Origin of the sequence: [Leptolyngbya] sp. PCC 7376 (assembly GCF_000316605.1) — a bacterium.
Lineage (GTDB): Bacteria > Cyanobacteriota > Cyanobacteriia > Cyanobacteriales > MRBY01 > MRBY01.
The window spans coordinates 3,443,191-3,469,706 of record NC_019683.1; the positions used below are offsets into that span (position 1 = coordinate 3,443,191).

The following is a 26,516-nucleotide window of genomic DNA, read 5'->3' on the forward strand; positions in this document are numbered from 1 at the left end:
AGAGGCTTTTTCCTATGAGATAAGAATTTGAGTATTTATTTTAGCTGTAAAACACCGCTTTTTTACTGGATTTAGGGGCTATTTCTGATATATTTTTATCTTTTTTGATTTGAGAAAAGATGAATAAGGAGAAAAAAATAACTTTGAATATATATTCAATTTTTTATATTTAGGCGAAAACAAATATTTTTTAAATCTAGATTTTTATTAGAAAATTTTGATTTATGATTTTTCAGATAATACTTGAATTGATTTTCTATTTTATTTGTCCATTTTATTTTAGTAAATAAAATTAGCCGATTGGCGATCACCTCAAAAATGCGTCCAAAAAATGATTAAACAAATTAAACATAGACAAATCTGCGTATGGATACTCGCTATCCGATTTCTATATGGAAAATCCTGTAGAGGGTTCAATGTCTGTTTCGTGTTTGGCAATGTGAATTTCGCGATAAAAATCTAAAAACTCAAGGATTTGGCTTGAGATATAAACTGATAAAAAACTCTTTTTACAAGGCTTTCAAGCTTTTGATTTACAAAAAACTCTGCTCATCAAATCCTGTGAAAATAAGGAATGAGCAGAGTCTTCAGAAAAATATTTGCTTGTCTTAATGATGATCGCCTTTGTCTAGAAACTTCTAAAAAGCAATTTGTCTAGTTAAAAAGAGTGTTAAGGAATTTTTGGGCACGTGATTGACCTGTTGTATCGCCCTGTTGAGTGAAAAGGTTCAATGCCATTTCTAGGTCTTGCTTCGCTTGGGCATTATTTCCGAGGGCAGCGAGTGCAATACCGCGATTGTTGTAGGCGATCGCAATGTGGGGGTTGAGCGCGAGAATCCGATTGCAATCAGCTAATGCTCCTTCGTAGTTGCCTATGCGCACATATAGGCTAGAACGATTTACTAAGGCAATGATGTTGTCCGGATTGAGGATTAAGGCTTGATTGAAGTCGTTTAAGGCATCGTCCCGTAACCCGGAATTCACAAGAATTAAGCCACGATTAATGTATGGGTCAACCCATTGTGGTGCAAGGGCGATCGCCTGCGAGAGGTCATTATATGAAAGTTGTGCTTGGCCAAGCTTATGGTGAATGGTGCCACGACCGAAATAAGAGGCGGCAAATTGCGAATCCAGCGCCAATGCTTGGTTAAAGTCGGCTAAAGCTTCCTGTAGTTGACCGAGTTCACCACGAGCAATACCGCGATTGTTATAGGCCTCTACATAGAGAGAGTTCTTGGAAATAGCTTCAGTGAATTGCTCGATAGCTTTCTGAAAATCTCCTTGCCCTAATGCAGCAAAGCCTGCTTCATGGGCAATCTCTGCTGGGGTTAACTCTGGCTCTGTGGGAATTTCTGTTTGTACGTCTGGCGGTGGCGCAGGAGCCTCTTGGGGTGTTTGGGCGATGAGTACAGGTTGGGCAATTGTTGCCGTGCTTCCCATCATGCCAAGAACTGCGGAATAGCAGGCTATTAGGGTCGCTTCAGGAGCGATCGCCAGTAAGGATTTTTTCAAAGCTTTCTCTAGAACCACTGCGGTCATTACAATCTACCATCTACTGCATAGACAACTGTTTTGGGAAAACTGTTCCGCCCACCAGATATTTATCTGACAGTTTTAATCATTCCCATATGGTGATGAAACCCTTAAATCCATACGCTCCCTAGCTGGATGAATAGCTCATGACAAATGATATTCATCTTACGTACGTGCTCTTAGGTTTCCGATTATAACAAAGCTCTTCTAAAACTGGAGGGCGATCGCCATCTATCCAGCCCACAAAATCATTCAAAGTCCCCCTTCGATAAGGGGGATTTAGGGGGATCTCCCCTACTATTGCCGTGTAAAAGTCATCGTAATCGCCCCTGTATTACCCAGCGTTGCCCCAGAACCGAGAATACTAACCTCACCTTCACCATTAATCTCCACCGATAGTTGCACTTCGCTGAGGGATAACCCTTTCTTGTGTTCCGCTTCTTCAAACAAGGTTTCGAGAGTCGCGATCATGCCGCTCATTTGGGCTTTGAGAAGTTTGGCATCGATGGGTACTCGTTTTAATTTCTTATTACCCACTTGGATAGGTTTTGTCTCTGGCTCGTCATCGAAAGGATTGCTCGCAGTTCGGTCATTGCGTCCGCCTGTTGGGCTGCTTTCGGGAGTTTCGGTGACGATATAAATTTTGTCATTATTCATGAGCGTAGGATGGGTGGAGACGGGAGAAACTTCTTATTCATTACCGAAAATATTATTATCCGTCGTAACCCATCATTGAGAGGTTATAAATCAATGAAAAAGATGGGTTGCGCTCGATGTGAATTGGAAAATGATGCTCAAAAGATTATTTGCTCGCTCCACCCATCCTACAAATTTGATCGCCTAACGGCGAGAACGATCAGATCAGGCTATTAATTTGTTCAATAACCCTTCAAATCAACATGAGAACTACAAGAATACTACAAAAACGCGGGAGGGCTAAGGGCAAGAGAGCTAAGGGTCTACTGGGAGAGAGCAAGCAACCCGAAAGCCGTAGAAGTAGTACCTGAAATCGCGCGAAAAGTCGAGACGAATCGCCGACCGACAGAGCCACGGATAGTCGAGCCAAGAACCACCGCGTAATACTTTTGAAGTACTCTTGTCACTAGCACTTTCCCATACAGAGCCATCATCTGGAGCGTCTTGATAATTGTCATGCCGATCATCTTGACACCATTCCCATACATTACCGTGCATATCGTATAAACCCCATGCATTCGGCGGAAACTGACCCACAGGCGTTGTTTCTTCTCTGTATTTCCCCTTTACGCCATCGCCATAGATATAGTTGCCATCGTAGTTCACAATTTCTGAGCTAATCGTTTTCCCAAAATAAAAAGGTGTTGTTGTCCCTGCCCGGCAAGCATATTCCCACTCCGCCTCTGATGGCAATCTAAGCGTTTTCTTCGTCGCCTGAGACAGTCGCTCACAAAACTCTTTAACCTCCAGCCAATTGACCCTTTCAATCGGGCGATTATCCCCTTTAAAGTGGGCTGGATCTGAGTTTAAATCCCGCTCTACCTTCGGCAACATCACCACCCGCTGCCACTGAGTCTGAGTTACCGGATATTTCCCCAGCCAGAATTCTTTGAGAGTAACCTTATGCTGCGGCTTTTGTGAATCATCTTCGTCTTCCTCGCCATCAGGACAGCCCATCATAAAAATCCCCGCGGGGATTTTGACGAGATCTAGCGTCACCCCATTCCCCAAATCAATTGGATAGTATTCAGCCTCTCCTTGATTACGCTCAACGATTTTCCCACGGTCATTCACTTTGACCGTCTCAAAAGAAAAAGTCTGCGTCGGTATTGCAATTTTGGTTGGGGGCGGCTCTGGTTCCACTAGCTCCACTATTTCCGGCGGTGTCTCTATCGATGACTGACGGGAACTAGCTACCTGACTTTTCGCCACTTGTGGGGGAGGAGACAGCTGATTTTGCTGGAGATTTGCTCGCCGCACCGCAATCCTCTGAAGCCCCTTAATCGCTTGAGGATCGACCCGCCGCGAAGCCGCTAAAACCCTTGTCCATAGCTCTTCCGCAAGATCGAACTCATTTTCTAGCTCCGCTTCCTGAGCATCCAGTTTCAGAGCATTTACATCCGCCAGATTTGCCTTCTCCGCTAATAGAATCAAATGGGATTTACTGATAGGTTCAATCTTCGTATAGGGCATTTGTAGCGCATTACCTCGCTCATCTACCTTGCCGTGAGTTTTACAAAGATTCGGCACTTGGATCTTCAGATGCTGATCCAGACGTTCCACCGTCGCGCAATTTCCTTCGCCATTAATCCGTAGCCCCTGCAACAGCGCGTGGGTAAATGCCCCTTGCTTCAGCGCATCAATCTCGTAGGACACCTCGCTGGGACTACAGGAGAACATCGTCACAACCCCCTGTTGCTTCTCGTCTCCCACACCACGACCATCTCGCGATCCTTCACTGCGGCAAGCATCGATAAACATCACCACATTGCCTGCTCCACTGCGCCGCAGCCGATCCGCGATATTTCGAATCGCTAACCCTGGACGCTCAATATTGCGGGGATTTGCATTACTCGGTAGCAGATAATCCCGACCATTGATCTGCTTGCCATGCCCCGCAAAAAAGAACCAAAGATTATCCTCTGGCTCTAGAAATTTCTTCTCGAAGCGATCAAACAAAAAATTCTCTAAATTGTCGCTAGTGGGCTGTGCCTTAAAAGTTTTCCCTTGCCCTAACTGAAGAGCTGCTGCATCATCCGCAAAATAATAAACCTTCTCAAACTGTACCTCATCCCGACAAAAAGCCTGCATCGCTGCCGCATCCTGCACGGCGTAGTTGAGATCCTGAAAATAGTCGTATTCATTAATGCCAATGCAGATTGCCCAATTTCGGCTCATCGATGTCGCGAGAATCTATTTTTGCTTCTTTCTATCTAACTACATCTGTCTCTGCATCACCATGAAAACTCTTGAAAACCTTACCAATACACCTTATTTATTCATCGATAAAAATTGCTATTTTTGACTTTAACCTTTAAAGAACTAAATTAATCTAGACAAAGTATTTGTTTAGATTAAATATTTACTCAAATTCAAGGTGTTTTCACAGAAATTTTTGGCACTTTCTTCTTCGTTTACCAAAACTTGTCAATTTTATTTTTATTGTTTTATAAAGCCCCTAAATCAAATCCGCCAACAGATCCGTCACTTCACCCTGCATATCCCGACGATTATCGTCATAAATCATGAGGGTATTGAGGTCAGAGTGCCGCGAAAACTTTTGCACCTTCCGCACATCCCCATTGGTCGCATCCAGCGCTGCTGTAATCCCCGAGTGCCGAATCCGGTGGGGCGACATCACCTTTTCAATGCCTGCCTTTTTCGCAGTTTTCCGCACAAGCTGATAAATCGCTGTTCCTGTCAATCGATGACCCGCATGGGCACGATCCAACGCCACAAATAAAGGTTGAACCCGTCCCTTTTGCTTTGGCCGCACCGCAATCCATTCCTCTAATGCTGCGATTGTTGCTTTCGACAACGTAATTTCCTGCTTTTGTGTCCCTTTTCCCTTCCCCAAAATCGCCAATTTTCGAGTCTCAAGTTGCAAATCACTTAAATTAATCTGGACAATTTCCCCTCGCCGCAAAGCATTATCCCAGAGAAGTCTTAGAATAGCGAAGTCACGCTTGCCTTTTACTGTCTCTCGATTTGGAATTAGCAATATTTGTCTATATAAATTTTGTTTTATGCCTGTCGTATCCCGATAATGAACGACTTTTTCGCCTTTAATTCCGTCGAGCGTAAAGCCACATTGCCCCAATTGATTGCCTAGACGCACCAAAGATTTCAACGCAGCCAACCGACGATTGATTGTTGCTTCCTTTAGGCCTCGTACGTCCCGTAAATCATTTTTGTAACGCAGTACGAGAGACAAAGCCTGAGTCTGATCAAGTTTTAGGAAAGTATCTATGAGGATGGACGTAGGTTCATTCGCATCTGCCGCAAACCGAAAGAAATCGCGAATATCCTTTTTGTAAGCACGCCATGTGTTGGGAGACTTTTGATTTTCTAGAAGTTGCGCGAGGATATCGAACTCTTGTTCTAGAGCAGGGAAAACTTCAGCTTTGGCGAGGGCATTGGTCATTGCGGCGCTAATACGAACTACATTTGCACTTCTGATAGAGATGAGGGGTCGGCTGTTAGTTTGTTGCGTACCCTATTGAAACCCCTTCTGGCCTTCGGCCACCTTCCCCAAGAAAGGATTTTTAGGAGGTCTTAGAGTTCAATCTATCCTATTGCTGGAAATATTGCCAAATAAGGCTTCTATTCTATTAGCTTACGATAATGATAGTTTCCGTAAGCTTAATTTAGCAACGCTTTATCGGGCATGAGGGCACGGCTTTAGTCGCATAATTATTGCTTTGGTCAAACTCTATTAGTAGAGCGTACAAACCTACTACTGCCTTGAGTGTAGCGTAGTACGATAATCAGTACAGGAACGGACAAAACATACTACAAGCCCGCTTTTGTAGTACGCTCTTGGACGCTTGTTTCTATTAAAAAGAATTAGGAATTTTGGTTCATCTCCTTAATGGAGATCTGCTTTTATTTGTAAGAACTAAAATGAAATGAATTGACTTATTTGTGGTCGCTGTGACAGAGCAGAATCGAGAGCCTTCCAACATCGAGCAATCTCAGGGAAATTTCGGTATTGGGGTGATGACAGGCGGGACGATTGAATCCGGAGCTGTCGTCGCGGGTCAATACAACGTTATTAATCAACCGAAAACACCGAAACCTATTCCGAGCAATGTGCGACAAGGATCGAACAACTTCGTGGAGCGGGATGGTGAAAAGGCGGTTACTGTCGCAAACATTCATGAGAAATTGCAGTCAGCTCAAGGGGTGATCGTCTGTGCTGTGGAAGGGATGGGCGGTGTCGGGAAAACTGAGCTATCACTGCAATACGCCGCTCATTACAAGTCAGAATATAAAGCGCAGTATTTTCTATCGTTGCGGGAAAAGGGTTTAGCTCAGGCGATGGTTAGCTTTGCCAGTCCCTATATCGATTTACCAGAAGCATTACAGGCCGAGACTCTGGAACAGCAAGCGGATTGGTATTGGTGCAATTGGTTGCCGGATCAAGGGGAATTGCTGGTGATTCTGGATGATGTGCCAAACGCTGCAAGTATCCCAGAGCTGGCAATGCCTTCTGAGCCGCGAATCAAAGTCTTGGTGACAACGCGGCAACGGGAACTCAATTTACAGTTTGAGTCGTTGTCGTTAGATGTCTTGTCAGAAGCTAAGGCAATCGCCCTGTTGGAAAACATCGTCGGCAAGGCGAAGGTTGCGAAGGAAATTGATATCGTTAAGCAAATTTGTAGTACGTTGGGCTGTTTACCTTTGGGGTTGGAGCTGATTGGTGAATATCTCCGGCAAAATCGCTTTCTCAGTTTCGCAGACTTACAAGAGCGATTGACCTTAGCCGATGAGTCTTTATCAAGAGATCGCGCGGGGCTAATTTATGGGCAACGTGGAGTCGCCGCAGCAATTCAACTGAGTTGGGATGAGCTAAGTGAAGCGTCACAGCGAGTGGCGATGTGGTTAGGATTGTTTGCGCCAGTGGATATCTCTTGGGATTTGGTGGCAAGTCTTGGTGACAAGGTGGCGCTCAATGATGCAGAGCTGAATCAAGCGCGAGGAGAATTAGACCGCTTACATCTGATTAAGCCAGTGGAGGAAGACTTTGATTTTTATACGGTTCATGCTCTAGTGCGTGAATTCTGCCAGATAAAGCTGTCGGAAGCAGAGGAAAATCAGCCGTATCGACAGGGTTTTGTGATCGGGTTGCTCGATATTGCAAAATCAATGCCCTCATCACCGATATTGGAAAAAATTAGAGAGGTTACACCCGCCATCCCCCATTTAGAACTACTTAGTCGGGAAATGCTGGATGATATTCCCAATCATGATGAAGACTTAATTTGGGCTTTTATTGGTACAGCTAGATTTTATGAAGGACAGGGATTCTATGCTCTAGCAGAAGAACCCAATCAAAGGTGCTTGGAGGCAACACAGAAGATGTTGGGCGATCGCCATCCAGATGTCGCCACTAGTATGAATAACCTCGCACTTTTGTACTCATCGCAAGGGAAATATGAAGCAGCGGAACCCCTGTATGTCCAAGCCCTTGAGCTGTGGCAAGAACTATTAGGGGAGCGCCATCCAGATGTCGCCACGTAGTATGAATAACCTCGCATACTTGTACAGAGCGCAAGGGAAATATGAAGCAGCGGAACCCCTGTATGTCCAAGCCCTTGAGCTGAGGCAAGAACTATTAGGGGAGCGCCATCCATCTGTCGCCACTAGTATGAATAACCTCGCTGTTTTGTATTATTACCAGAATCGCTACGATGAGTCGGAGTCCCTGTTGTCACAAGCATTAGATATTCGGGAATCTGTTCTGGGTATTGAGCATCCCGACACAGTGAGTACTAAAGAATCTCTTGCTTATTTACGACAAAATCGTTCCTAACAAAAAGCGATCGCCGCAGTGACGATCGCCCAATCTTTTTATTCAGAAATAAACAGTGTCCTGATTACCTTCACCTCATCAGTAGGATTACCTATCATCCTGAGTAAAGTCACTAAGCCGTTTCCCTACATCCCCAAGCATTTTGTCTAGAGTGAGCATGGCATCCAGTCCGAATTCAGGTTTCACAGTCGAGTTCTCCCAACGTGATATTTGTTCCTGTCTTCTCCCTACAACTTTCCCGAACTGTTTTTGAGTCAAGCCTAGGCATCGTCGAATATCTTTAATCACTTTCCCATTGCAATTGTCAACAGCCATCATTATACTGTAAATATGCGCTATGACGCATATCCGCAAAAGTAAAGAAGAGAGATAGGCCATAGCACGAACTACGACCTATCGAGGTGAGAATCATATAGACTCCTAACCGATCTGTATTTTAAATTGCTGAGTTCTTTGTCCGAAGCGGGTTGCAAACCCTAACTTATTTGTTGCCCCCTACATATAGTGGAGTGAGTGATTCTATATCGCCATTCCTCTATATATAGGTGGTACAAATGCTCATAATTAAATGACACAGGAATTTGACAGAGGCGAAGCTTTCCGACTCTTTGCGGAAAGATTTGCACTGATTGGCGGCCATGGCTTCTCTAGAGTGATAGAGCAATCTATCGAAGCGGCACAAGCATTCGAGACGGCGATGCAGGAGTACGATGCTCCGGAACAGATTGTACGGGAATCGTTTGGTCAATTTGTCCCCCACGGAACAACGCTCTATTTCCTCACTAAGGATGGACAACAGATAGCGATTCATGAGTATCGCAGTGTGGCGGAATGTGCTGCTGCGGCTATCTCTCAGGCCGTCAAAACAGAGACAAGTGATGGTGGCGTTGTGTACGACAAGCATCTTGGTTTCAGTGTGACCATTGACAATTGGAATGAGCAAACCTTAGTTCGACTGTTTACGGGTGATATAGAGCGATTGTCGCCGTCAGAGCAGGGTTTGGTTTATGAGTCGATGATTGACTATGCGGAAGAACAGTTAGCGCGTCTCACAGATGAGGATGAGAAATGACTCCTGATCGACTGATGGCTTCCGAGCAGTTCGAGCTTTCGTTTAAAGCTGACAACGAGCAAGACCGATGGGAAGCACCAGATTATGTGCTCAAGAAAGGCACTGTTTATCTGGTTCAGGCCGTTTTTGATAACCAACTCCAAATTTGGTTTTGGTCTTACACCTCAATTAATTAATCACTTGGCGATCGCCCGGTCTATGGGGTGGCGATCGCCCTATTTTTTTGCCAACTTTTCAGGAATAGAATAATGGCTTTTGATATTAGAGAGCACTTGGGCAAGCTGACCCCTTCAAAACGAAGAGGGTTTTATCATTGTCCGGTTTGTGGCTCGAAAAACTTTGGGATTCAGAGTTTGACTGGTGCTTACCGTTGCCACTCGAATCAGTGCGATAACGCAGACATCAGAGAGGCGATCGCCCCAATGGAGACTGATGGTAATACACCAGAGTCCGCTACTAGAACAGTACTCCCACCAAAGGCTAAGGCTAAACCCGTGATTATCAAGGATTTGCCGACGTTAGGAGCATTACCAGAAGAGCGAGAATATCCTTTTAAGCGGAGAGCTGGCACCAAGACCATTACTTATTACAAGTATGGCGATGGGCATAGCGTTAAACGTACCGATTCAAAGAAAGGGAAAGACATTCTCCCCTATCACAAACCAGATTTAGAGTCTGGGACTGGTGAAGTCATGGGGAAAGGCGATCGCCCGTGGGATGCCTACCGAATCGATGAAGCTTTAGAGTTTGCGGCTGGTAAGTTTGTTGCCGTCCTCGAAGGCGAAAAATGTGTTGAAGCTATGCGGTGGATTGGGATTCCTAGCATTACCTTTAATGGGTCGGCATGGACAGCTAAAGATTTTAGTCGGGCGATCGCCAAACTGAAGGGAACCATCGAGGGGTTAATCATCATTCCGGATCATGATGAACCGGGGTACAAAAAATCAGACAAATTACTCGAAAACTGCGCCAAACATGGTTTCCGTGTTTGGTGCTTAACCCGTTAGATATTTGGCCTGAGATGCCTGATGGTGGGGATATTGCCGACTGGGTAATTGCAAAACGTGAAACGATTGATCATGCGGTATTTTTTGAAAATATCAATCGGGCGATCGCCAAAGCATTTGAGAACCAAATTTATAAAGAGAAATCAAAAACAGCACAGGAAATCGTTAAACAAAATGACCCTGAAGCAGTGGTACAGATTGAAGCAAAGACCACTAAGCCATTAACGAAACATCACCCCGAAACTCGCACAATCTATGGAGGACGGAAGGATCTTAATTACGCTCAACTGTACGAATTTATCCAAGAAAATTTGGCCTCTAGATTATCGTTTGACTTGATGCGCCGTGAGCTGCTGATTGATGGCGAAGCCTTTCATATGGCGGATGAGCTGCGCCCTTGGTTCTTCTCAGAATTTGGAGAGACCGCGAAAGAAGGCGATATCTATAAAACGATTGTGTACTTTGCAAAGCAGAATAACTTTGACCCGGTGTTAGAGGATCTAGAGCGATGCCACAGAGAAGTAAAAAAGATTCCGATTGATAATTTGGCCGCTCGATATTTTGGACAGGATCCTGATAGATTTCACAACGATTTAGATAAGCAAAAAGCAAGCATGTATAACCGCTGCATTGAGCTGTGGCTAATTTCTGCTGTCGCCCGTCAATACGAGACCGCAGGGCGTGACGGTGACCCCCATTTTCGCGGCTGTCAAGCTGACCACACACTGGTGTTGCAAGGTGGACAAGGCAAAGGTAAATCGACATGGTTTGGGACGCTTTGCGGCGGTTATTTCAACGAATCTATGGGAGATATCCAAGCTAATGACTCAAAGATGGCGCTCCATTCTAATTGGATTCTTGAATTAGCTGAAATTGACGGCATTACCAGTAAGAAAGCCGCCGCCACACTCAAACACTTTTTGACCATTCGAGTAGATGAATTCAGGACACCATACGCAAGGAAAAATAAACCCCATGCCAGACGGTCTGTGTTTTGTGGCACCGTTAACCCGTCTCGGTTTTTAGTTGATGATGAAAACCGTAGATTTTGGGTGATACCAGTTATCTCAGACGCTATCGATATTGAGGCGATCGCCAAAGAACGTGATGGCATTTGGGCATCCGCAGTGGAAGCCTACAAAAATGGAGAGAAATGGTATCCCACCCTCGAAGAGAAAAAGGTACTCAGACTCATTGCCGATGACTTTGCAGAGATAGACCCTTGGCAAGAACCTATCGAGTCATACCTACAGATTCATGATTTTGTGAACACCCGTGAGATATTGCTCACCGTTTGTAAATTAGAACTCAAAGATATTGCGAAACGCGATGAAATGAGAGTTTCTAAGATATTGACGCGCCTTGGATGGACTGAAGAAAAGCGGGTTAGAAAGAACGGTCAATCAATTCGAGTTCGCTACCAACCCAAATCAGAACAATTGCAGATGGAAATTGAAAGCGACATAGATACCAATATTATTTCTCCTTTAAGTAAAAAGGTTGGTAACAATGGTAAAAGCTCTATCCTGCAAGGCTCCCAGCTGTACCAACCTAGTGACCAACCTGCCGAGAGGTCGGTACGTACCAACCTTGAAAACCCATTATTAGAGGTCGGTACATCTGAAACCATTGTGCCGCAAGCGATACAGCCGAAGTGTACCAACCTTACCGACAATTTGCCCGTCCCCAAACATTATTTAAATAAAGGATTTAAGTATGGTGTTGGGCAGAAGGTTATTAGAGGCTCAACGTCTGAAGTCTTTACTATTTCTGGGTTTCCACCGCCCGGTGTTCAATTCATGCGCAAAGAGTATCTCTGTGTTGATGATCATGGTGATTCTGAATGGATTCAGCAAAAAGACCTGTTTCCTTATAACTGTTGATGGCGATCGCCCTATAAATCAGTCTCTAAAAATTGAGTTGGACTAACCAAAGTCTCTGGTGCTTCATTATCAAGCAACTGGCTAGCCTCCGCTGTCGCTACTGTGGTTTGCGATACCGTCGTCGCGTTGGCGATCGCCGCACGTTCCTGTTGGATTTGGCTTATCTCTTCACCCACCTCTATGGGAACTGATGCGACATATGAAACGGTACTGGCTGAGTCTTCAATCTGATTAACCGTGTTGTCCCACCCATCTACGCCGCGATTGACCTTTGCGAGGAATGCATTTGTCCGGCCATAGCGGGAACTGGTGCTAATCGGTGGCTGATGAGGGTATGCGTTGGGACTAACTAACCCTTCATTACGTGCCGTGTTCATCCACAAACCTAATCGGTCATTCGTTATCTCTGTGACGCTTCTGGTAATGTCGCCGAGTGATTCTACTGACCAATAGATATTGCTGGCTGATCTAAAGATAGTATTCGACCTTAACCAAGCATCTCTAATTCCTTCCTGCGTAACATCCGGAATAATGGCATCAACAACGCCATTTAATTTATTCCCAATCACTTGATTTAGCGTGATATCTGCACCATTTTCATCACTAAAATTTATTCCGAAATTTCCAATTACTTGGTCAACAACATCCCCAACAAATTGCGCTGCATCGACTGATACCCTTGCTGCCATGTGGACATGAAATATCGTATTTAGCAGATTGATTGCCGTCTGAGTAAATTGATTATTATACAAACTATCCGCTTTTTTCTTAATATCATTCGTGATATTTACAACAGGCTGTAATTGAGTCTGTATCCATCCTCTAGTCTGTGCTGCCTGAGCTGATACATTCGCCTGTACCGCTGCAATACTACCCTGAATTCCTGACAGCTTTCTACCGTTATTTCTCACTTCTCTTTGAGTAGAGGTAACGGCTTTTTCTGTCGGTTTCACTGCATTGTTCGCAATGGTTTTAATTCTGCTGTAGTCAACCTTGTTATCAGGGATATCTCGGATAACTTCTCTCACCGTATTATTGGTGATGGTATTCGTATTATTGTTAACCGTTCTTGTTTCTCTGACAATTGTTTTTTGAGGTTGGATTATTGGCTGTCTCTCAATAATTCGAGTGTTGTTGTTAGTAATAACTTCTCTAGTCACGGTATTACGCCCAATATTTGGATAACGATTGGTGATTATATTGATTACTCTGCTGGTAAAGATTGTCGCTGTCGTCCCTACAATAGTTTGCAGTGCAAGGGTCTTTAATTCTGCTGCGTTAGCCTTGACTTGGGCGATATTTGCAACACCAGAAATTCGATTTAATCGACTATTTAGAGATGCGCCTAAACTAGCTAAACCACGCGATAATTCTTGGCTTGTGACATTATCTTGATTCTCTAATCTACGGACTCTTGCAACTAGTGGAGTGATGAATTTTCCAAGTATTCTGGATATCTCATTACCTAATGAAAGTACCTCCGCTTCTAACTTGTTGATGCGATTGCTTGTTTGATAGAAACTTGCAATAGAAAAACCTGTTCCAAAGACTGAAACAATCGTTCCAACTAATGCCAGTAGAGGCGTTAATTTCGCCAGTACTAGACTAACTCCTGCTAGGGTTTTCTTGATTAAAGCAACCGCCGCTGCTAATCCAGCTATCTTGGCGGTATTCGTTGCTACCTTGAGTGCCAAAGCGCTAACCTTGGCTTCTAGTTTCGCTATCTGAGTTCTGGCAAAGTTATCAACTGCTTCCTTCTTCTTTCTTGCTTCCTTCAAGGCTTTTTCAGCCGTCGTTTTTGCCGATTCAGCAGTGGACTTAATCTGATTTATTAACCGTTTTCTCTCCCTCACCTCTGCGGATAATTCCCTTTGTAGGCCGCTTATATCGTCTTCTGCATTGTCAATCAATTTCTCTAATGACCTTTTTAGGGCATTATCTTTTTGGTCAACATAATCTTTTGTTGCTGCTTCTCTTCTTAGCTTTTCTAATTCAGCTTTGGTTGCAAACAGACCGCTTTCTTTATCCTTTTCAGACTCTCTAATAAATGCTTCAACACTCGACAATCGACGTTCTAGCCGGGCAATATCCGATTTCGTTGCATAGGCCGCCTCTCTCTTAAATTGCTTTTCTAATTCTTGATTATCTTTAATTACAAGGTCTTTAATCCTTTGCCCTAGAATATCTAACCCATTATCGACCTTCTCGAAGAAAGGATTGTTGCGACTATTGATGTTAGATTCAACTCTATTCAACTGGGAGAAATCAGCCTTCTTTTTAAGCTTTGTTTTTAACGCTGTATTCTCTTTCAGTAAGGCATCAATCTTGCTGTTGATCAGGGTAAGTTTTCCGGAGAATTCACTACAATTACAACTCATAATTTCCCTATTATTTGATTGGCTAAATTACAGACCTTTTGACACAGCTCTTCTTCGACCAGTTCGACAGTTGGGCAAGTGTCATTGGGAGGCAGGTCATAGGTTGTACCATCCGCATAATTGACCCTCACAACACAACCCCCGATTTGAACCCATTCAGGGCAAGAATTAAGGGGGTAGTCTTCTGTTGTCCCGTCCACATAAGATATTGAGATTTTCGCCTCTGAAACCGGGCTTCCTTGTACGTCATGTTCATACAAGACTCTGACACCACTGGCATTAAAGAACTCCCACACAGGGAACTCTTGATACTGCGAGTTGGCTGGCATATTGCCGTAATTGTGGGAATGTAATGTCTGAGTTCTTTTGTCAAAATCGACGGGAAATGTTCCGTTGTAGAAATTAAGCTTTGCTGGGCAGGTACTCGGACGGTTCGCCGCTCCTAGGAAACGGTCATAGTCGATGGTAAAAGCCTTGGTTGTATCCCCTTCAGTAATGAAAGTGAACCATCTATTAGTCCCATACTGACTCCCTGCATAGGTGTAGGAAAAGCTGTAGTTATTGCCTAAGACATAGCCATAGGATTCCGCCTCTACAATGCCTTGACATGAGGATGGCATCAGGAACGTTTTTAGGGTCTTGTCTGGGGACAATTGGAAGCTCACCGCATCCTCTACTGATTGAGTCTCCCCAGTTGTTTGCTTCCTATAGCTAACCCCACAGACCTTTTCCGCGTTAGCTATTTCTTTGGAAGCTTCAAACGCCCCTTGGGTATTTTCCCCTGTTCCCCAAAGAATACGGGTATTCGTGGGCTGTAGGGAATAAGGATTAACAGGGTCAATCTCTTTTGACCCTGTTAAAGTTTCCCCATCAATAGATAGTCGTCTACTCATCTACTATCACGGAATGATTGAGAGTTGTTTAAAAGAAACTGAAATATCGATTTGTGAGATTCTTTTAGTTCTTTTAATTCCTCTTTGTTCCCTGCAACTTCAGCGTCTAGTCGTCCCATATGTCTTGCGGCACTCTGCATATCTTTAGAAGCCTTTAATGCAAGGGGTAGAAAGATACCTACTACAACGAGAATAACGCTGACTTCTACCCCCGAATTCCCCCCAAATAAGGCAAGAAAACCAGCATTAATCATTATCATTCACCGCACTAGAGGAATTGAAGTCAGTGGCAGGGTCGTACTTAAAGAAGAGTACAAAAGATAGTTTCAAGAACTTCTGTAGCTCAGTAATAGGGTTATCGCCTACATCGGTTGTGCCGCTATCTCTTTCCGTGAATCCTTGTGCATCAAAGAACTCCGCATTCTCATCAGAGAACACAGGGCAGTCAAGATTAGTAAGCTTGTTTTTGAACTGAGAAAATAACTCTCTAATCAGTGCTACCAATACCGATTCATCGTTATGAGCCAAGTTCCCTAACCCTGTCCATGATTGGGTAATACTTGCGTGGGTTGTATCTAAATTAACCCCTGTTATATTGCCATTGACATCATCAAACGTAAAGGTTATTGCAGGGAATAAATCTGAAACTATATTCTGAATAGTCATTGTTTCCAGGTGATAGAATTAATACAAATATACCTAATTCTATCTTAGATGTCGATTCTGTAGAGAAATGCCCCAAACAAACCCACCTGCACCACAAAACTACAACTCAAAAACTCACTTTCTACAAGTTGTCTCAAAAACTTTAAACCCACAAATAAGGGACTATTTCGACCCTAATGGTGAATTCCCAGACGAGAATATCACGACCCCTAATGCTGCATTGAAAAGAGCTTGTCTCATAGAGCCTGATGCATCTTTGATTCTCAATGTTGCAAAAATGATTTTCTATGTTTTGATGTGTGGCCGTCTAACAGCGGAAATTGGTGAACGCTTTTACGGCACTCCAAAAACGGATTTTAAGCAGCGTAGAAACAATATTCAAGCTCAAGTCATATTTTACTTCCAAGAGCCTTCTAAATATCGAAGAAGAGCGAATCGAAAGCATCCTAAACGGATGAGAGTATCTATCCCCTTACTCAAGGACGCAACACAGGTTACCGTTGCAGAGATAACGCAAATAACTAATCGTATCAATCAGCGATTTCCCTTGCCAAAAAGCCAAGGGGATTTGTATTTATGTGGGCAAGAAAAATATAGCTATTACGATCCTGTATCAGCTCTGCAAATGCCACAGATACAGGCCGCGAACCAGAACCAAGCGGCTCAGTTTGTGAAAGACATCTGTTATATCTTTAGTAGAGAATTTGACCCCACAAGGCTAAACAAGAGTGTCAAGTATCAAGAGGCTGCGGTTAAGGAAACAGTTCGGGTTCTAGGAGAGAGTACCACCCGAATGAGAAGGAAGGTTGTAAGCAGGGTTGCCCTTGTTTCCGTTGAGTTTATTGGCGGCAATACAGGGCTAGATAAGACGCTGATTTATCGGCCTCTAAAAGAGATTTAACCCGCCTATGTTCATTTTTGATACTTATTCCCTAAACCTTAAGGTATTGGGGGCGAAAGTAGACGAATAAGCTTGTTAGTTTGAAAGAGTCAAATAACCTATTGAGCAAAGACTATGTCGAAAGCTGGAGCTAACCCAAAAAACGCCCGTGAAGGCTTCCTATTTACGGTGGATGGCGAGCAATTCATCCTGTCTCTTAAGGATGCTGTCTATGCTTCCCTTGCAGGTGTACTTGGTATGACGAAAGTCACTGGTGATCCTCCTGAAGGCGCGCGACAAATCACTTTGGACGAAGCGATTGACGATAACCTCGTTATTTTCATGAACGTCACATACTCGGTCGGCAAGAACCCCGTCACAGGGAAATTGAAGACACAACAAGGCGGCATTGTTATCCCACGGGACAACGTAAACACTGCCCTGAAGCCAACAACTGGACTAGCAAGCAAATCCTATAGAGGAAAAGCGATCAGCCGCGTCCGTCAACCTCGTAAGCGTAAGTTCTCCTACGCCTAGATTCCTCCCTGTCTATTCCTTTTTTGATTAACCACACTATCCCCTTTACCCCCTATCTAGAACTATGGCTAACGCATGGCTTATCGTCGGAACCTCAGACGAAACAGATAACACGGTCGATGTTGTGCTGAACACTGACAACAGTACTTTTACCGTCGCGGCGGCGGATGTCCCTAACCCGGCTTGGGTTGATGATGGCTCCCAGACTACGCCTGACACGAACGGTCAAGACCGATTCCTCGCACAGGATGCAGACGCTTATAACAATGCTCAAATCTTTGGCTTTGGAGATTTCACCATTGGACAGGTACGCACTCAGAAAGCTTTTTTTCAAGAGCTTAACCCTCAATACGATGTGCAAATCATCACAGCGACTGTCGATGTGACCCCTGATGCAATCGTTTAACGTAATCTGAATATAAGGAGAAGGAGGGCAGGCGATCGCTCTTCTTTTTTTGTCGCCATGTCACTACAAGCCATCAAAACGTATCAAGTAGAGACCCCGAAAAGACTATTAGCCGTGCCAACGTTTGACTATGTGCATGTCCAACTACTAACGAATTCAGTTACAGGGTTCTATGACGGCTACAGAACGGTTGCCCCAGTATTCCTTCAGCCCTTAATCGACTTAAACGGGGTGATCACTGCATATGGCAGCATTTACCGAGCCAACAAGAATCCGATGCTGTTCGCCGCTCCTCAAACTCCGTTGCCGATTGTGGGCTTAGATATATCCGGTGCTAAAAGTTCAATCATTACTTTAATGACGGATGACTCTGTCAACAATTAGGGTCGCTTGCGAATGGGGAAACAGCGGCTGTGACTTTTGAAAATTACCCGTTCGATAACTTCGTCATATCCGGGGTGATCGTGGACGAAAGGACGAGGGAAGCCAATCTAAATATCGACATATTGCTTAATGGGGATTTGCTGAATCAATACCGCCTCGCCGTGATACGCAACTATGTTCCAGAAATCCCGCTTAACAAATCCTTCAGTCTGAACGTCACGCCAAGTAGACGAGTCGAGGGAGTGTCTATTGGGATTAAAAAGATGTTTTTTTATCCATCTTTTGGGTATTTAATGTTATTAATTAAGTAATTTTTTGTGTAACTTTTTAGATTATGAAGAGCTGTATCGATCTCTGTATAGGCATTTTGCTTGTAGTATATTATTAGCTTATGTGTGTAAAACTGATAGTTTCCGTAAGCTTAATTTAAAGGCGAAAAATTCGAGCTAGATGATAATGATTTGATGGATTGAATGAGATGTTTGAGGCTAATGCTTAAGGAAAAGGCAGTCAAAAAATGAAGAATTTCACACTTTCCACACAAATATGAGACCGATTTAGTAGTTTGGGCTATGTATATATGTAGGCATGTGCGGCATACTTTAATTGTTTCGCAGTCCGCGACCTATTCCGATGCACGAAATCCAACAGGAACACTCACCGCAAGAACCACTTGCCGCTTCTTCTCAAGTTATAGGCAGTGAATTTTTCGACGATTTCGCGGCGATCTTCAAGGCTTCTCAAGCAATTGCAAGCTGTCTAGAGACCGATGAGTTGCTATGGCAACTGTCCAAGATTTTCCTGAAATTTTCTCATTGTGATCGCTGCGGTGTTTTCCTATGTGGGCAGTTAGACGAAAATTCGACATCATTACAACTTAAGGCGATCGCCACTCCTAAGAAAATTACGCTTTGTGCGATCGCCATTGAAGCAGTCGAAGATTTTCCGATTCAGCTTATCGATCACGTCAAAGAAACACAGCAAACTCAAATCATTTCTCAAAAGCAGAAAGCTCCAGTTCAAGATCCTTATTTGGAGAAGTACCAGTCAAGTAATGTACTTTGTCTGCCATTACTACTTGAAAATAGAATGATCAAAGGTTTGATTTACCTGGAACATCAGACCAAGGATTCCATCTGGAATGAGCATGACTTAGAGACCTTGGATTTGCTGGGTAAACAAGGGGCGATCGCTTTAGCAAATGCATATTCTTACGAACAAGAAAAACGCAATAGCTATTTCCTGAAAGAGCAGTTTTTAGAGCTAAAAAAAAGAGAAGTACTTGAACTGGCTGGGGTGAGGCCAGATAAAGTCCAAGAAAGATTGGCCTTTTTGATTAAACAAAATCCAATTGGGATTGTCGAATGGAGTACTAGCTACAAGATCATGGGTTGGAATCCGGCCGCAGAAAAAATCTTTGGTTATGATGCGGTAGAAATGCTTGGACACCATGCTGAACAGATTCTTCCAGAAGAAGTGCGGCCTCTTGTTGCGAAGGTGATGTCAGACATCATGCAGGATCGAGGTGGCTACTATAGCCTGAATCAAAATATCCGTAAGAATGGCACTGTCATTACCTGTGAATGGTTTAATACACCTCTCCGAGACCATGACGATAATATTATTGGTGTTTTGTCGATGGTGCAGGATATTACCGAGCGCGAACAGATCCAGGCTTCCATTCTTCAAAAAACAACGCAGTTAGAGCGGGCATTACAAGAATTGCAAAAGGCTCAATTGCAACTTGTCCAAAGTGAGAAAATGTCAACATTGGGTAATCTTGTGGCTGGCATTGCTCATGAAATCAATAATCCCACTGGTTTTATTAAAGGCAATATTTCTCATGCTCAAAACTATGTCAACGATCTTTTAGGACTAATTGATTTTCTAGTCGAGCGATGCCCTGATGATGATAAAGAGGTTGAAATAGAATTAGAAGTAATAGAGCTTGACTTTGTCCGAGAAGATTTATTGAAACTGTTAGATTCAATGAATCTTGGTGTCGATCGAATTCGAAATATTAGTGATGGCCTCAGAACTTTTTCACGAAAAGATCGTATTAACAAAGTTAATTTCAATGTACATGACGGCATCAATAGTACATTACTCATCCTGAAACACCGTACTAAAGGCAATGAAGAGCGGCCTAAAATTCAAATTGAAACTGCGTATAACGACATACCAACAATTGAATGTTTCCCGGGTCAACTGAATCAAGTGTTCATGAATTTGTTGGCCAATGCTATCGATGCATTTGACGAAATAAATCAAGGTCGTTCGTTTAAAGAGATAGAAGCTGACCCAAATCGGATCACGATTGAAACGGCAGAATGTTCAGAGCATATTCAAATCAAGATTCAAGATAATGCTTGTGGCATGAAACCCGAAACTCAGCAGCGAATTTTTGAGCAAGGCTTTACAACCAAAGAAGTTGGTAAAGGTACAGGTCTAGGGATGGCGATCGCCCATCAAATCATTACAGAAAAACATAATGGCAGCATCACCTGTGACTCCCAACTTGGAGAAGGCACAATATTTACTATTGAACTCCCCATCTTAGGAATATAAAAGAATCAATAAAATTGCGAAAAATCCCCGTTCCCACCCTCACTAAATAAATGAATTGATCAGTGCATGGTCTGTAACATTTACAGTAATTTGTACCCTTGTAACAATGCTGGGCATACCCATTAAGAGGGGTCGAACCTATGATGTTGCCCATAACATCTACCAAAGGGCGAGGTGATACAGAAATCTATAGAACCTCGAATCCAACAGTTAAGCTTGTTGGCAGCTTTTGCACTCGCTTCAATTCTTATTTAGTTACCGATCATCGCAATTATTCTAATAAATCTATCTGCCAATTCATGGCCTGAATTTTTGTGTCAAGTTCTCGATATTGCTTTGCTAATCTGTCAATTTGTTTTTGGGTTTCAGCGATATCAATAGTGCTACACATTTTGATTTCTGAACGACTATAGCGACTTTGGAGAGATGATGCTGCCTCTACTAATGCATTTAGCATTTTCCGCCGCATCGATAAAACATCCCGTTTTGCTAAAGCATCTGATAATGTTAAATCTTCGCCAAAATTTGCTTGGGAATTAGTGCGATTAATCTGCTGGATTAATGTTTCTAGCTGTTTAAAAGACTCGTTTAGTTCGCGTAGTAAATCTTGAGGGTCTTCTGAAGGGATTTCTCCCTCTTGGACTTTCGCAACATTGACCAAGCGTTGTCGCAACTGTGAGATTTTTGTTTGGCTATCAGCACGGAGGATTAATGCTTCAGCGAGTTTCATCGTAATCCTAAATTAAATGACCTAAGCCTATTAGAAATCAAAGAAAGATATTTTGATAAAATAGTTACAGAAATTGATACTTGATTCACTAGTTTGAATCGCCGATAATTTCACCTAGTTCAATGCGTTGTCCATTAACAAAATCCCAACCTGATTGGGCTTTTTTCCCAGCAGGTTGTACTTGTTTAAGCAAGATTAATCCATTCCCCGTTTGGACAATTGCACCAAGCTTTTTAACAATTGCCACGACTTGCCCTACATTGCCTTTATCCGGAGACACTGTTTTTAGTGCTTCAAATTCCGCAGGGTATGCCTCAAAACATTCCGGTGTAATGGGTACTGTATCTAGTACCTTCAATTTTTGACCTCGAAATGTAGAAACGCAACCAGGATAAAAACCCCTTACTTTATTGTGAAGGGCGATCGCCGACTGTTGCCAATCTAGAATAAAATCCTCTTTTGTGATTAAGGGTGCATACGTTGCTGCATCATGATCTTGAGCTTCTGGTTTAATTTCGTTTTTCTCTAATTTCAGTAGGGTTTCGACCAGCAATTCCGCACCAGAAGAAGCGAGCTGAACCGCTAAATCATGAGCATTCATCCAGAGAGTAATCGGTGTAACTGCCTTAAGTAGCATTGCACCTGTGTCCATCCCCTCATCCATTAGCATTGTGGTCATGCCTGTTTCTGGTTCGCTATTGACAATGCTCCATTGAATTGGTGCTGCACCACGATATTTCGGTAACAGAGAACCATGACCATTGACACAACCGAGACGCGGCATCTCCAAAATCCGCTTCGAGAGAATTTGACCATAGGCCACGACCGCAAAAATATCTGCATCTAAAGCTTCCAGCTCAGCTAATGTCTCGGAAGCTTTTTTAATGCGTTTCGGTTGCCATACCGGTAAATCACGGGCGATCGCCACCTTTTTTACAGCAGAAGGAATGAGCTTACTGCCTCTGCCCCGTCGCTTATCTGGTTGTGTTACTACTCCAATCACTTGAATCCCGGAATGATCTAGTAAACGTTCTAGGTATGGGACGGCAAATTGTGGAGTGCCAAAAAAGACAACTTTTAGCATCGAAACTTTAAACTCAACTTGATTAAATATCAGAATACTGACTTATTAAATCATCTGGCTCCATCTGATAGCAAAAAATATTGATTCTTCATCAGGAAATTCATGGTGAACTTTCATGATTTTTAATATATGATCACTTTTTTTGCGAATTTTTTAAACTATAGACAAAGCAAAAATATGGCCATTGAAATTAATGCCTAAAAGCAAATCAAACCAGAATCTAATAAAAACCTGTTTAAACCTTATTAATTCTGTGGTCGGAGTCGCTTCCATTAGCAATCTAGATTTGAAAAGTATGTTTGCGGAGGTTTTCAAGCATCACTCAGATGAAGAAATAGAAGAATGTTTAACTATCGGAGTGAGTAATAATGTTTCTAAAATCGAAAAAGTTGAAACTGAGTACCCGCAACCATGGTTATTTTCCCGTGCATTCCTCGGAAGTGGGATTTTATATCTTTTATTTTTGTTTGGATGGTTGCAATTTCAAAATATCTATTTAATTCCAGGTTTGATTATTGTTGGATCATTCACAATACCTTTAGCAACCCTAGTCTTTTTCTTTGAATTAAATATCCGCAAAAATATTTCTTTGTATCAAGTTGCCAAATTATTCTTTGCGGGAGGAACCTTGGCGATTCTATCGTCACTCTTTTTGTTCAGTATCGTTGATGGTTTTGGTCTAGATGTACTAGGTGCTTCTATTGCTGGAGTCATCGAAGAACCAGGCAAATTAATGGCACTTATACTGGTTGCCAATAATAAAAAATATCCATATATCCTTAATGGATTGCTCTTTGGAGCGGCCATTGGTGCTGGATTTGCTGCATTTGAATCGGCGGGCTATGCGTTCAGTATATTCTTAGGCTCTTTCTATGAAAGTCTACAAGAGCACTACTTTGACTTAGCTTGGATTAGCAATGCCATGTTGGAAAACATCACGATAAGAGGTTTGCTTGCTCCTTTTAGCCATATTGTCTGGACGTCGATCAGTAGTGCCGCAATCTGGAAGATTAAAAGGAATAATAAATTTAAAGCTTCGATGCTAAACCAATCTACTTTTATGAAAGTCTTTATGGCATCAGTCATTCTTCATATGCTTTGGAATAGTGGATTTCGACTTTTAGGAATAGACTGGTTAATGCAAATTGCTATTGGCTTAGTTGGTTGGTCAATCGTTTTTGGGATAGTGAACGAAGGATTAGTTCAAATAAAAAGAATAAAATATCCGCGAGCAGCATATTTAAAAAATAAACAAAGACGAGATGAACTAACAAAAAAGCAGAGTCAAGACACGTGATTACGATATCTTACCTCTGCTCCTATAATCTGCAGTTAGATTTTTGCTATTTTTGCCTATGCACCAACTGCTTCTTTGGCGGCATATAAGACCTCAAGGGAAATCTCAGCAAAGCCTCGTTCCCGAGCAAATTTTTCAGTATTGCGCTTCACTTTACCTCGCACAAATCCAGGAATTTTATTGAGTTGGCCTTGTGCTTCCGCAGTCCAGCTCAGATCGCCATCTGCTGTCATGGTTTGGGTAATCACTTCTTTTGTATCGTGACCACCAAAGATTTCAAGGAGGTGATCCTCCATACCCAATGTGAAAGAATTATAGACAAGGTCTGCCAATTGGTTTGTCCCTTCATACCCAAGGAATGGACGGTAGCCTACTGGGAAATTCTGAATGTGAATTGGTGCTGCAATCACGCCACAGGGAATATTTAGACGCTTGCCCACATGGCGTTCCATTTGCGTCCCGAAAATTGCTGCTGGTTCTAATCGGGCGATCGCATCAGCAATTTCCCCATGATCCTCACTAACAAGAATGTCATCACAATAATCGCCTACTTCTTGCCGGAACCAGTCCTCATCATATTTACAGTAAGTTCCCGCTAGAACGACATGGATACCCATTTCCCGCGTGAGGATTTTCGTCATTGCTGCGGCATGGGTATTGTCCCCAAACACAACGGCTTTTTTCCCTGTTAAATTCTGGCAATCAATAGAGCGACTAAACCATGCTGCCTGGGAAACATAGAGTGTTTGCTCATCAATGAAATCTTCGTAATTAATCGCGACTCCGCGATCATTCAGTACCCGTTGAATACTGCGGACACACTGTGCTGTTTCCACTACACCCATCGGCGTAATATCTACATAGGGCATTCCAAATTCTTCTTCTAGATATTTCGCCGTTCCATGGCCCAGTTCACGGTAAGGAATAAAGTTAAACCAAGCTTTTGGCAACTTTTTCAAATCATGAACAGAAGCTTTATCCGGAATCACAAGATTAACTTCAATGCCTAAATCAGCCATCAGTTTTCTCAGCTCACGGATGTCGTGATTGTTATGAAAACCGAGTGTTGAAATACCAATAATATTGACGGAAGGATTTTCCGTTTTTTCTGTGTCTAAATCTTCTTTTTTCCGCGCTTTTTTAATGTAATACTCAACAATTTGCTGCAATGTACGGTCGGCAGCTTGCAACTCATTGACTCGATAGTGGTTAACATCGGCTAAAAGCACATCTCCTTTGGCATCGAGCTGAGCACGAGAAACAAAATTTTCAAGATCTTCTTGCAAAATACTAGACGTACAGGTGGGGGTGAGGACAATAAGATCTGGACGTTCTTCTCGATCTTTTCTGACAATATTATCGACAACCTTCTCTTGGGAACCACGCGCCAAAACATTCCGGTCAACAATACTTGCTGTCACAGGCGTAAAGTCTTTTTCCCGCTCCAACATTGATCGCATCACATTAAAATAATCATCGCCTAATGGTGCGTGCATAATTGCATGAACATTCTTAAAAGAACTGGCAACCCTTAAAGTCCCAATATGAGCAGGACCAGCGTACATCCAATAGGCGAGTTTCATAAGGCATTATTCCCGATTAAGGGAACCAAAAATCTTTTGCTATGCCGGCATTTTCCCAAACAATAACTATCTGCTTTCGCCCTAACAATAAAAGTAAACATTAGCCCTATGGCTATAGGTATTTACGCTGGGTTTTCTCTCGGTGAATATTACAAAAGAACAATCTTGGTAAAGTTTGCACATTATCTAAACTTCATGAATAAATAATGATCTAGCAGAGTATTTTTACTCAATTAAAATTGCTACTAGGTAACTGTAATTTAAAGAGTAGTGATGAAATGTTCTATCGGTTTTGCCGCTGGGCTTCGTAGAGTAATAGAGAACAGGCGATCGCCGCGTTGAGAGATTCCACGCCTTGCGCCATCGGAATCGTCACTTGTTCATCTGCAAGACTAGCAATTTCGTCTGATAGTCCTGCTCCTTCATTACCTAGCAAAATCAAGCTCGGACGCCTCCAATCCACATCCCAAAAGGTTTTTGATGCGTTGGGCAGGGTAGCGATCGCCTGCATTCCTTGTTGACGATAAGTCTGAATTTGCGCCGCAAAATCTGAGCATACAATTGTCGGCGTTTGAAACCATGCTCCCACTGATGCCCGCAAAACCTTTGGATTCTCAGGATTTACGCTGTCAGGACTTAGTAGCAACGCATCCACAGAAGTTGCGGCTGCTGTCCGAATAATTGTCCCCAAATTCCCTGGATCTTGGAGCCGTTCAATCGCAACACCTAATTGCAACATTGCTGGGGGGTGTCGCTGAACTAAAGCACTCTGAAAACTGGCAACAATGCCATCCGGGTTTACCGTCGTCGCGACTTTTTGCAAAAGTTCCGGTGAAACTAATTCGAGGCGATCGCCCGTTAACTTTTGCCGTAAACCTGGATATCTTTCTGCCCAAGCTTCCGTAAACAGAACCGTCGAAAATGCGAGATTATTGGCGATCGCTGCCTCTACTAAATTTGTTCCCTCTAGAAGGCAAAGACCCCGTAGTCGCCTCTCGCGGCTCTTTTGTAACTTACGAAAGTCCTTAATCAGAGGATTTTGTAAACTCGTTAGCATTTTTATTGAAACTTTTACCCTACGATAACCTTCAATCAGTTTGGCTT

General features: G+C 43.0%; 25 protein-coding genes. 12 read left to right on the forward strand and 13 right to left on the reverse strand.

Translation table 11 applies throughout. The annotated features are described in order from the left end of the window. Nucleotides 1–654: 654 nt before the first annotated feature. The 4 genes from LEPTO7376_RS15495 to LEPTO7376_RS15510 all read right to left on the reverse strand — a co-directional run bounded on the left by LEPTO7376_RS15495 (nt 655) and on the right by LEPTO7376_RS15510 (nt 5,653). The gene (locus LEPTO7376_RS15495; RefSeq protein WP_015135101.1) at nt 655–1,539 is read right to left on the reverse strand and encodes a tetratricopeptide repeat protein; all 885 of its coding nucleotides are present in this window, start codon (nt 1,537–1,539) and stop codon (nt 655–657) included. Nucleotides 1,540–1,830: 291 nt separating this feature from the next. Then, entirely contained in the window at nt 1,831–2,190 is a 360-nt protein-coding gene (locus tag LEPTO7376_RS15500) for a hypothetical protein (protein WP_015135102.1), read from the reverse strand. Between the two features lie 294 nt (nt 2,191–2,484). After that, a complete protein-coding gene (locus tag LEPTO7376_RS15505) occupies nt 2,485–4,407 on the reverse strand; it encodes an SUMF1/EgtB/PvdO family nonheme iron enzyme (RefSeq protein ID WP_015135103.1) in 1,923 nt (640 codons plus the stop codon). Nucleotides 4,408–4,687: 280 nt separating this feature from the next. Continuing rightward, nucleotides 4,688–5,653: a tyrosine-type recombinase/integrase gene (locus LEPTO7376_RS15510; protein ID WP_015135104.1), complete on the reverse strand. Its 966-nt coding sequence runs from the start codon at nt 5,651–5,653 to the stop codon at nt 4,688–4,690. Nucleotides 5,654–6,153: 500 nt separating this feature from the next. On the opposite strand from LEPTO7376_RS15510, the gene LEPTO7376_RS26950 reads away from it, so the two are divergent. Further along, on the forward strand, nt 6,154–7,752 hold the full coding sequence (locus LEPTO7376_RS26950) for a tetratricopeptide repeat protein (protein ID WP_015135105.1): 1,599 nt from the start codon (nt 6,154–6,156) through the stop codon (nt 7,750–7,752). A gap of 1 nt (nt 7,753) precedes the next feature. Next, nucleotides 7,754–8,044, forward strand: coding sequence for a tetratricopeptide repeat protein (locus tag LEPTO7376_RS26955; protein WP_216700248.1), 291 nt, complete (start codon nt 7,754–7,756; stop codon nt 8,042–8,044). A gap of 87 nt (nt 8,045–8,131) precedes the next feature. On the opposite strand, the gene LEPTO7376_RS29140 is transcribed toward LEPTO7376_RS26955, so the two are convergent. Then, complete coding sequence (locus tag LEPTO7376_RS29140) at nt 8,132–8,422, reverse strand: helix-turn-helix domain-containing protein (protein ID WP_398338092.1); 291 nt, start codon at nt 8,420–8,422, stop codon at nt 8,132–8,134. Between the two features lie 190 nt (nt 8,423–8,612). On the opposite strand from LEPTO7376_RS29140, the gene LEPTO7376_RS15525 reads away from it, so the two are divergent. From LEPTO7376_RS15525 to LEPTO7376_RS15540, 4 genes are all read left to right on the forward strand, one after another. Further along, on the forward strand, nt 8,613–9,116 hold the full coding sequence (locus LEPTO7376_RS15525; RefSeq protein ID WP_015135109.1) for a hypothetical protein: 504 nt from the start codon (nt 8,613–8,615) through the stop codon (nt 9,114–9,116). Further along, nucleotides 9,113–9,292: a hypothetical protein gene (locus LEPTO7376_RS15530; protein ID WP_015135110.1), complete on the forward strand. Its 180-nt coding sequence runs from the start codon at nt 9,113–9,115 to the stop codon at nt 9,290–9,292. The genes LEPTO7376_RS15525 and LEPTO7376_RS15530 overlap by 4 nt, the downstream gene beginning before the upstream one ends. 72 nt (nt 9,293–9,364) lie before the next feature. Further along, nucleotides 9,365–10,123 (forward strand): helicase superfamily 3, encoded by a 759-nt coding sequence (locus LEPTO7376_RS15535; RefSeq protein ID WP_015135111.1) that lies wholly within the window; start codon nt 9,365–9,367, stop codon nt 10,121–10,123. Beyond that, on the forward strand, nt 10,108–12,006 hold the full coding sequence (locus LEPTO7376_RS15540; RefSeq protein ID WP_041763733.1) for a virulence-associated E family protein: 1,899 nt from the start codon (nt 10,108–10,110) through the stop codon (nt 12,004–12,006). Before LEPTO7376_RS15535 ends, LEPTO7376_RS15540 begins: the two co-directional genes overlap by 16 nt. Before the next feature lie 11 nt (nt 12,007–12,017). Here the strand turns inward: LEPTO7376_RS15540 and LEPTO7376_RS15545 are convergent, their stop codons facing one another. The 4 genes from LEPTO7376_RS15545 to LEPTO7376_RS15560 are packed head-to-tail and all read right to left on the reverse strand — an operon-like array spanning nt 12,018 to nt 15,943. Continuing rightward, entirely contained in the window at nt 12,018–14,384 is a 2,367-nt protein-coding gene (locus LEPTO7376_RS15545; RefSeq protein WP_015135113.1) for a hypothetical protein, read from the reverse strand. After that, nucleotides 14,381–15,277, reverse strand: a complete 897-nt coding sequence (locus tag LEPTO7376_RS15550; protein WP_015135114.1) for a hypothetical protein — start codon at nt 15,275–15,277, stop codon at nt 14,381–14,383. The genes LEPTO7376_RS15545 and LEPTO7376_RS15550 overlap by 4 nt, the downstream gene beginning before the upstream one ends. Further along, a complete protein-coding gene (locus tag LEPTO7376_RS15555; protein ID WP_015135115.1) occupies nt 15,274–15,531 on the reverse strand; it encodes a hypothetical protein in 258 nt (85 codons plus the stop codon). Before LEPTO7376_RS15555 ends, LEPTO7376_RS15550 begins: the two co-directional genes overlap by 4 nt. Continuing rightward, nucleotides 15,524–15,943 (reverse strand): hypothetical protein, encoded by a 420-nt coding sequence (locus tag LEPTO7376_RS15560; RefSeq protein ID WP_015135116.1) that lies wholly within the window; start codon nt 15,941–15,943, stop codon nt 15,524–15,526. The genes LEPTO7376_RS15555 and LEPTO7376_RS15560 overlap by 8 nt, the downstream gene beginning before the upstream one ends. A gap of 67 nt (nt 15,944–16,010) precedes the next feature. Here LEPTO7376_RS15560 and LEPTO7376_RS15565 point away from each other — a divergent pair, with 67 nt between their 5' ends. The 5 genes from LEPTO7376_RS15565 to LEPTO7376_RS15590 all read left to right on the forward strand — a co-directional run bounded on the left by LEPTO7376_RS15565 (nt 16,011) and on the right by LEPTO7376_RS15590 (nt 20,718). After that, nucleotides 16,011–16,844: a hypothetical protein gene (locus LEPTO7376_RS15565; RefSeq protein ID WP_015135117.1), complete on the forward strand. Its 834-nt coding sequence runs from the start codon at nt 16,011–16,013 to the stop codon at nt 16,842–16,844. A 114-nt stretch (nt 16,845–16,958) separates the two neighbouring features. Further along, a complete protein-coding gene (locus LEPTO7376_RS15570) occupies nt 16,959–17,360 on the forward strand; it encodes a hypothetical protein (RefSeq protein ID WP_015135118.1) in 402 nt (133 codons plus the stop codon). 64 nt (nt 17,361–17,424) lie between these two features. Beyond that, complete coding sequence (locus tag LEPTO7376_RS15575) at nt 17,425–17,766, forward strand: hypothetical protein (protein ID WP_015135119.1); 342 nt, start codon at nt 17,425–17,427, stop codon at nt 17,764–17,766. Between the two features lie 114 nt (nt 17,767–17,880). Next, nucleotides 17,881–18,150 carry a hypothetical protein gene (locus LEPTO7376_RS15580; RefSeq protein ID WP_160148478.1) on the forward strand — a complete coding sequence of 90 codons (270 nt, stop codon included), beginning with the start codon at nt 17,881–17,883 and terminating at the stop codon, nt 18,148–18,150. A gap of 633 nt (nt 18,151–18,783) precedes the next feature. Then, on the forward strand, nt 18,784–20,718 hold the full coding sequence (locus tag LEPTO7376_RS15590) for an ATP-binding protein (RefSeq protein ID WP_015135121.1): 1,935 nt from the start codon (nt 18,784–18,786) through the stop codon (nt 20,716–20,718). 271 nt (nt 20,719–20,989) lie between these two features. Here LEPTO7376_RS15590 and LEPTO7376_RS15595 read toward each other — a convergent pair whose 3' ends face one another. Both LEPTO7376_RS15595 and fmt read right to left on the reverse strand, forming a co-directional pair. Further along, the gene (locus LEPTO7376_RS15595) at nt 20,990–21,448 is read right to left on the reverse strand and encodes a DIP1984 family protein (RefSeq protein ID WP_015135122.1); all 459 of its coding nucleotides are present in this window, start codon (nt 21,446–21,448) and stop codon (nt 20,990–20,992) included. Between the two features lie 88 nt (nt 21,449–21,536). Further along, on the reverse strand, nt 21,537–22,532 hold the full coding sequence (gene fmt / locus LEPTO7376_RS15600; protein WP_015135123.1) for a methionyl-tRNA formyltransferase: 996 nt from the start codon (nt 22,530–22,532) through the stop codon (nt 21,537–21,539). A gap of 295 nt (nt 22,533–22,827) precedes the next feature. Here fmt and LEPTO7376_RS15605 point away from each other — a divergent pair, with 295 nt between their 5' ends. Next, the gene (locus LEPTO7376_RS15605; protein WP_160148479.1) at nt 22,828–23,829 is read left to right on the forward strand and encodes a PrsW family intramembrane metalloprotease; all 1,002 of its coding nucleotides are present in this window, start codon (nt 22,828–22,830) and stop codon (nt 23,827–23,829) included. 56 nt (nt 23,830–23,885) lie between these two features. On the opposite strand, the gene bchB is transcribed toward LEPTO7376_RS15605, so the two are convergent. Further along, nucleotides 23,886–25,412, reverse strand: a complete 1,527-nt coding sequence (bchB, locus tag LEPTO7376_RS15610) for a ferredoxin:protochlorophyllide reductase (ATP-dependent) subunit B (protein WP_015135124.1) — start codon at nt 25,410–25,412, stop codon at nt 23,886–23,888. A 283-nt stretch (nt 25,413–25,695) separates the two neighbouring features. Then, complete coding sequence (locus tag LEPTO7376_RS15615) at nt 25,696–26,469, reverse strand: RNA methyltransferase (RefSeq protein WP_015135125.1); 774 nt, start codon at nt 26,467–26,469, stop codon at nt 25,696–25,698. Between the last annotated feature and the right edge of the window lie 47 nt (nt 26,470–26,516).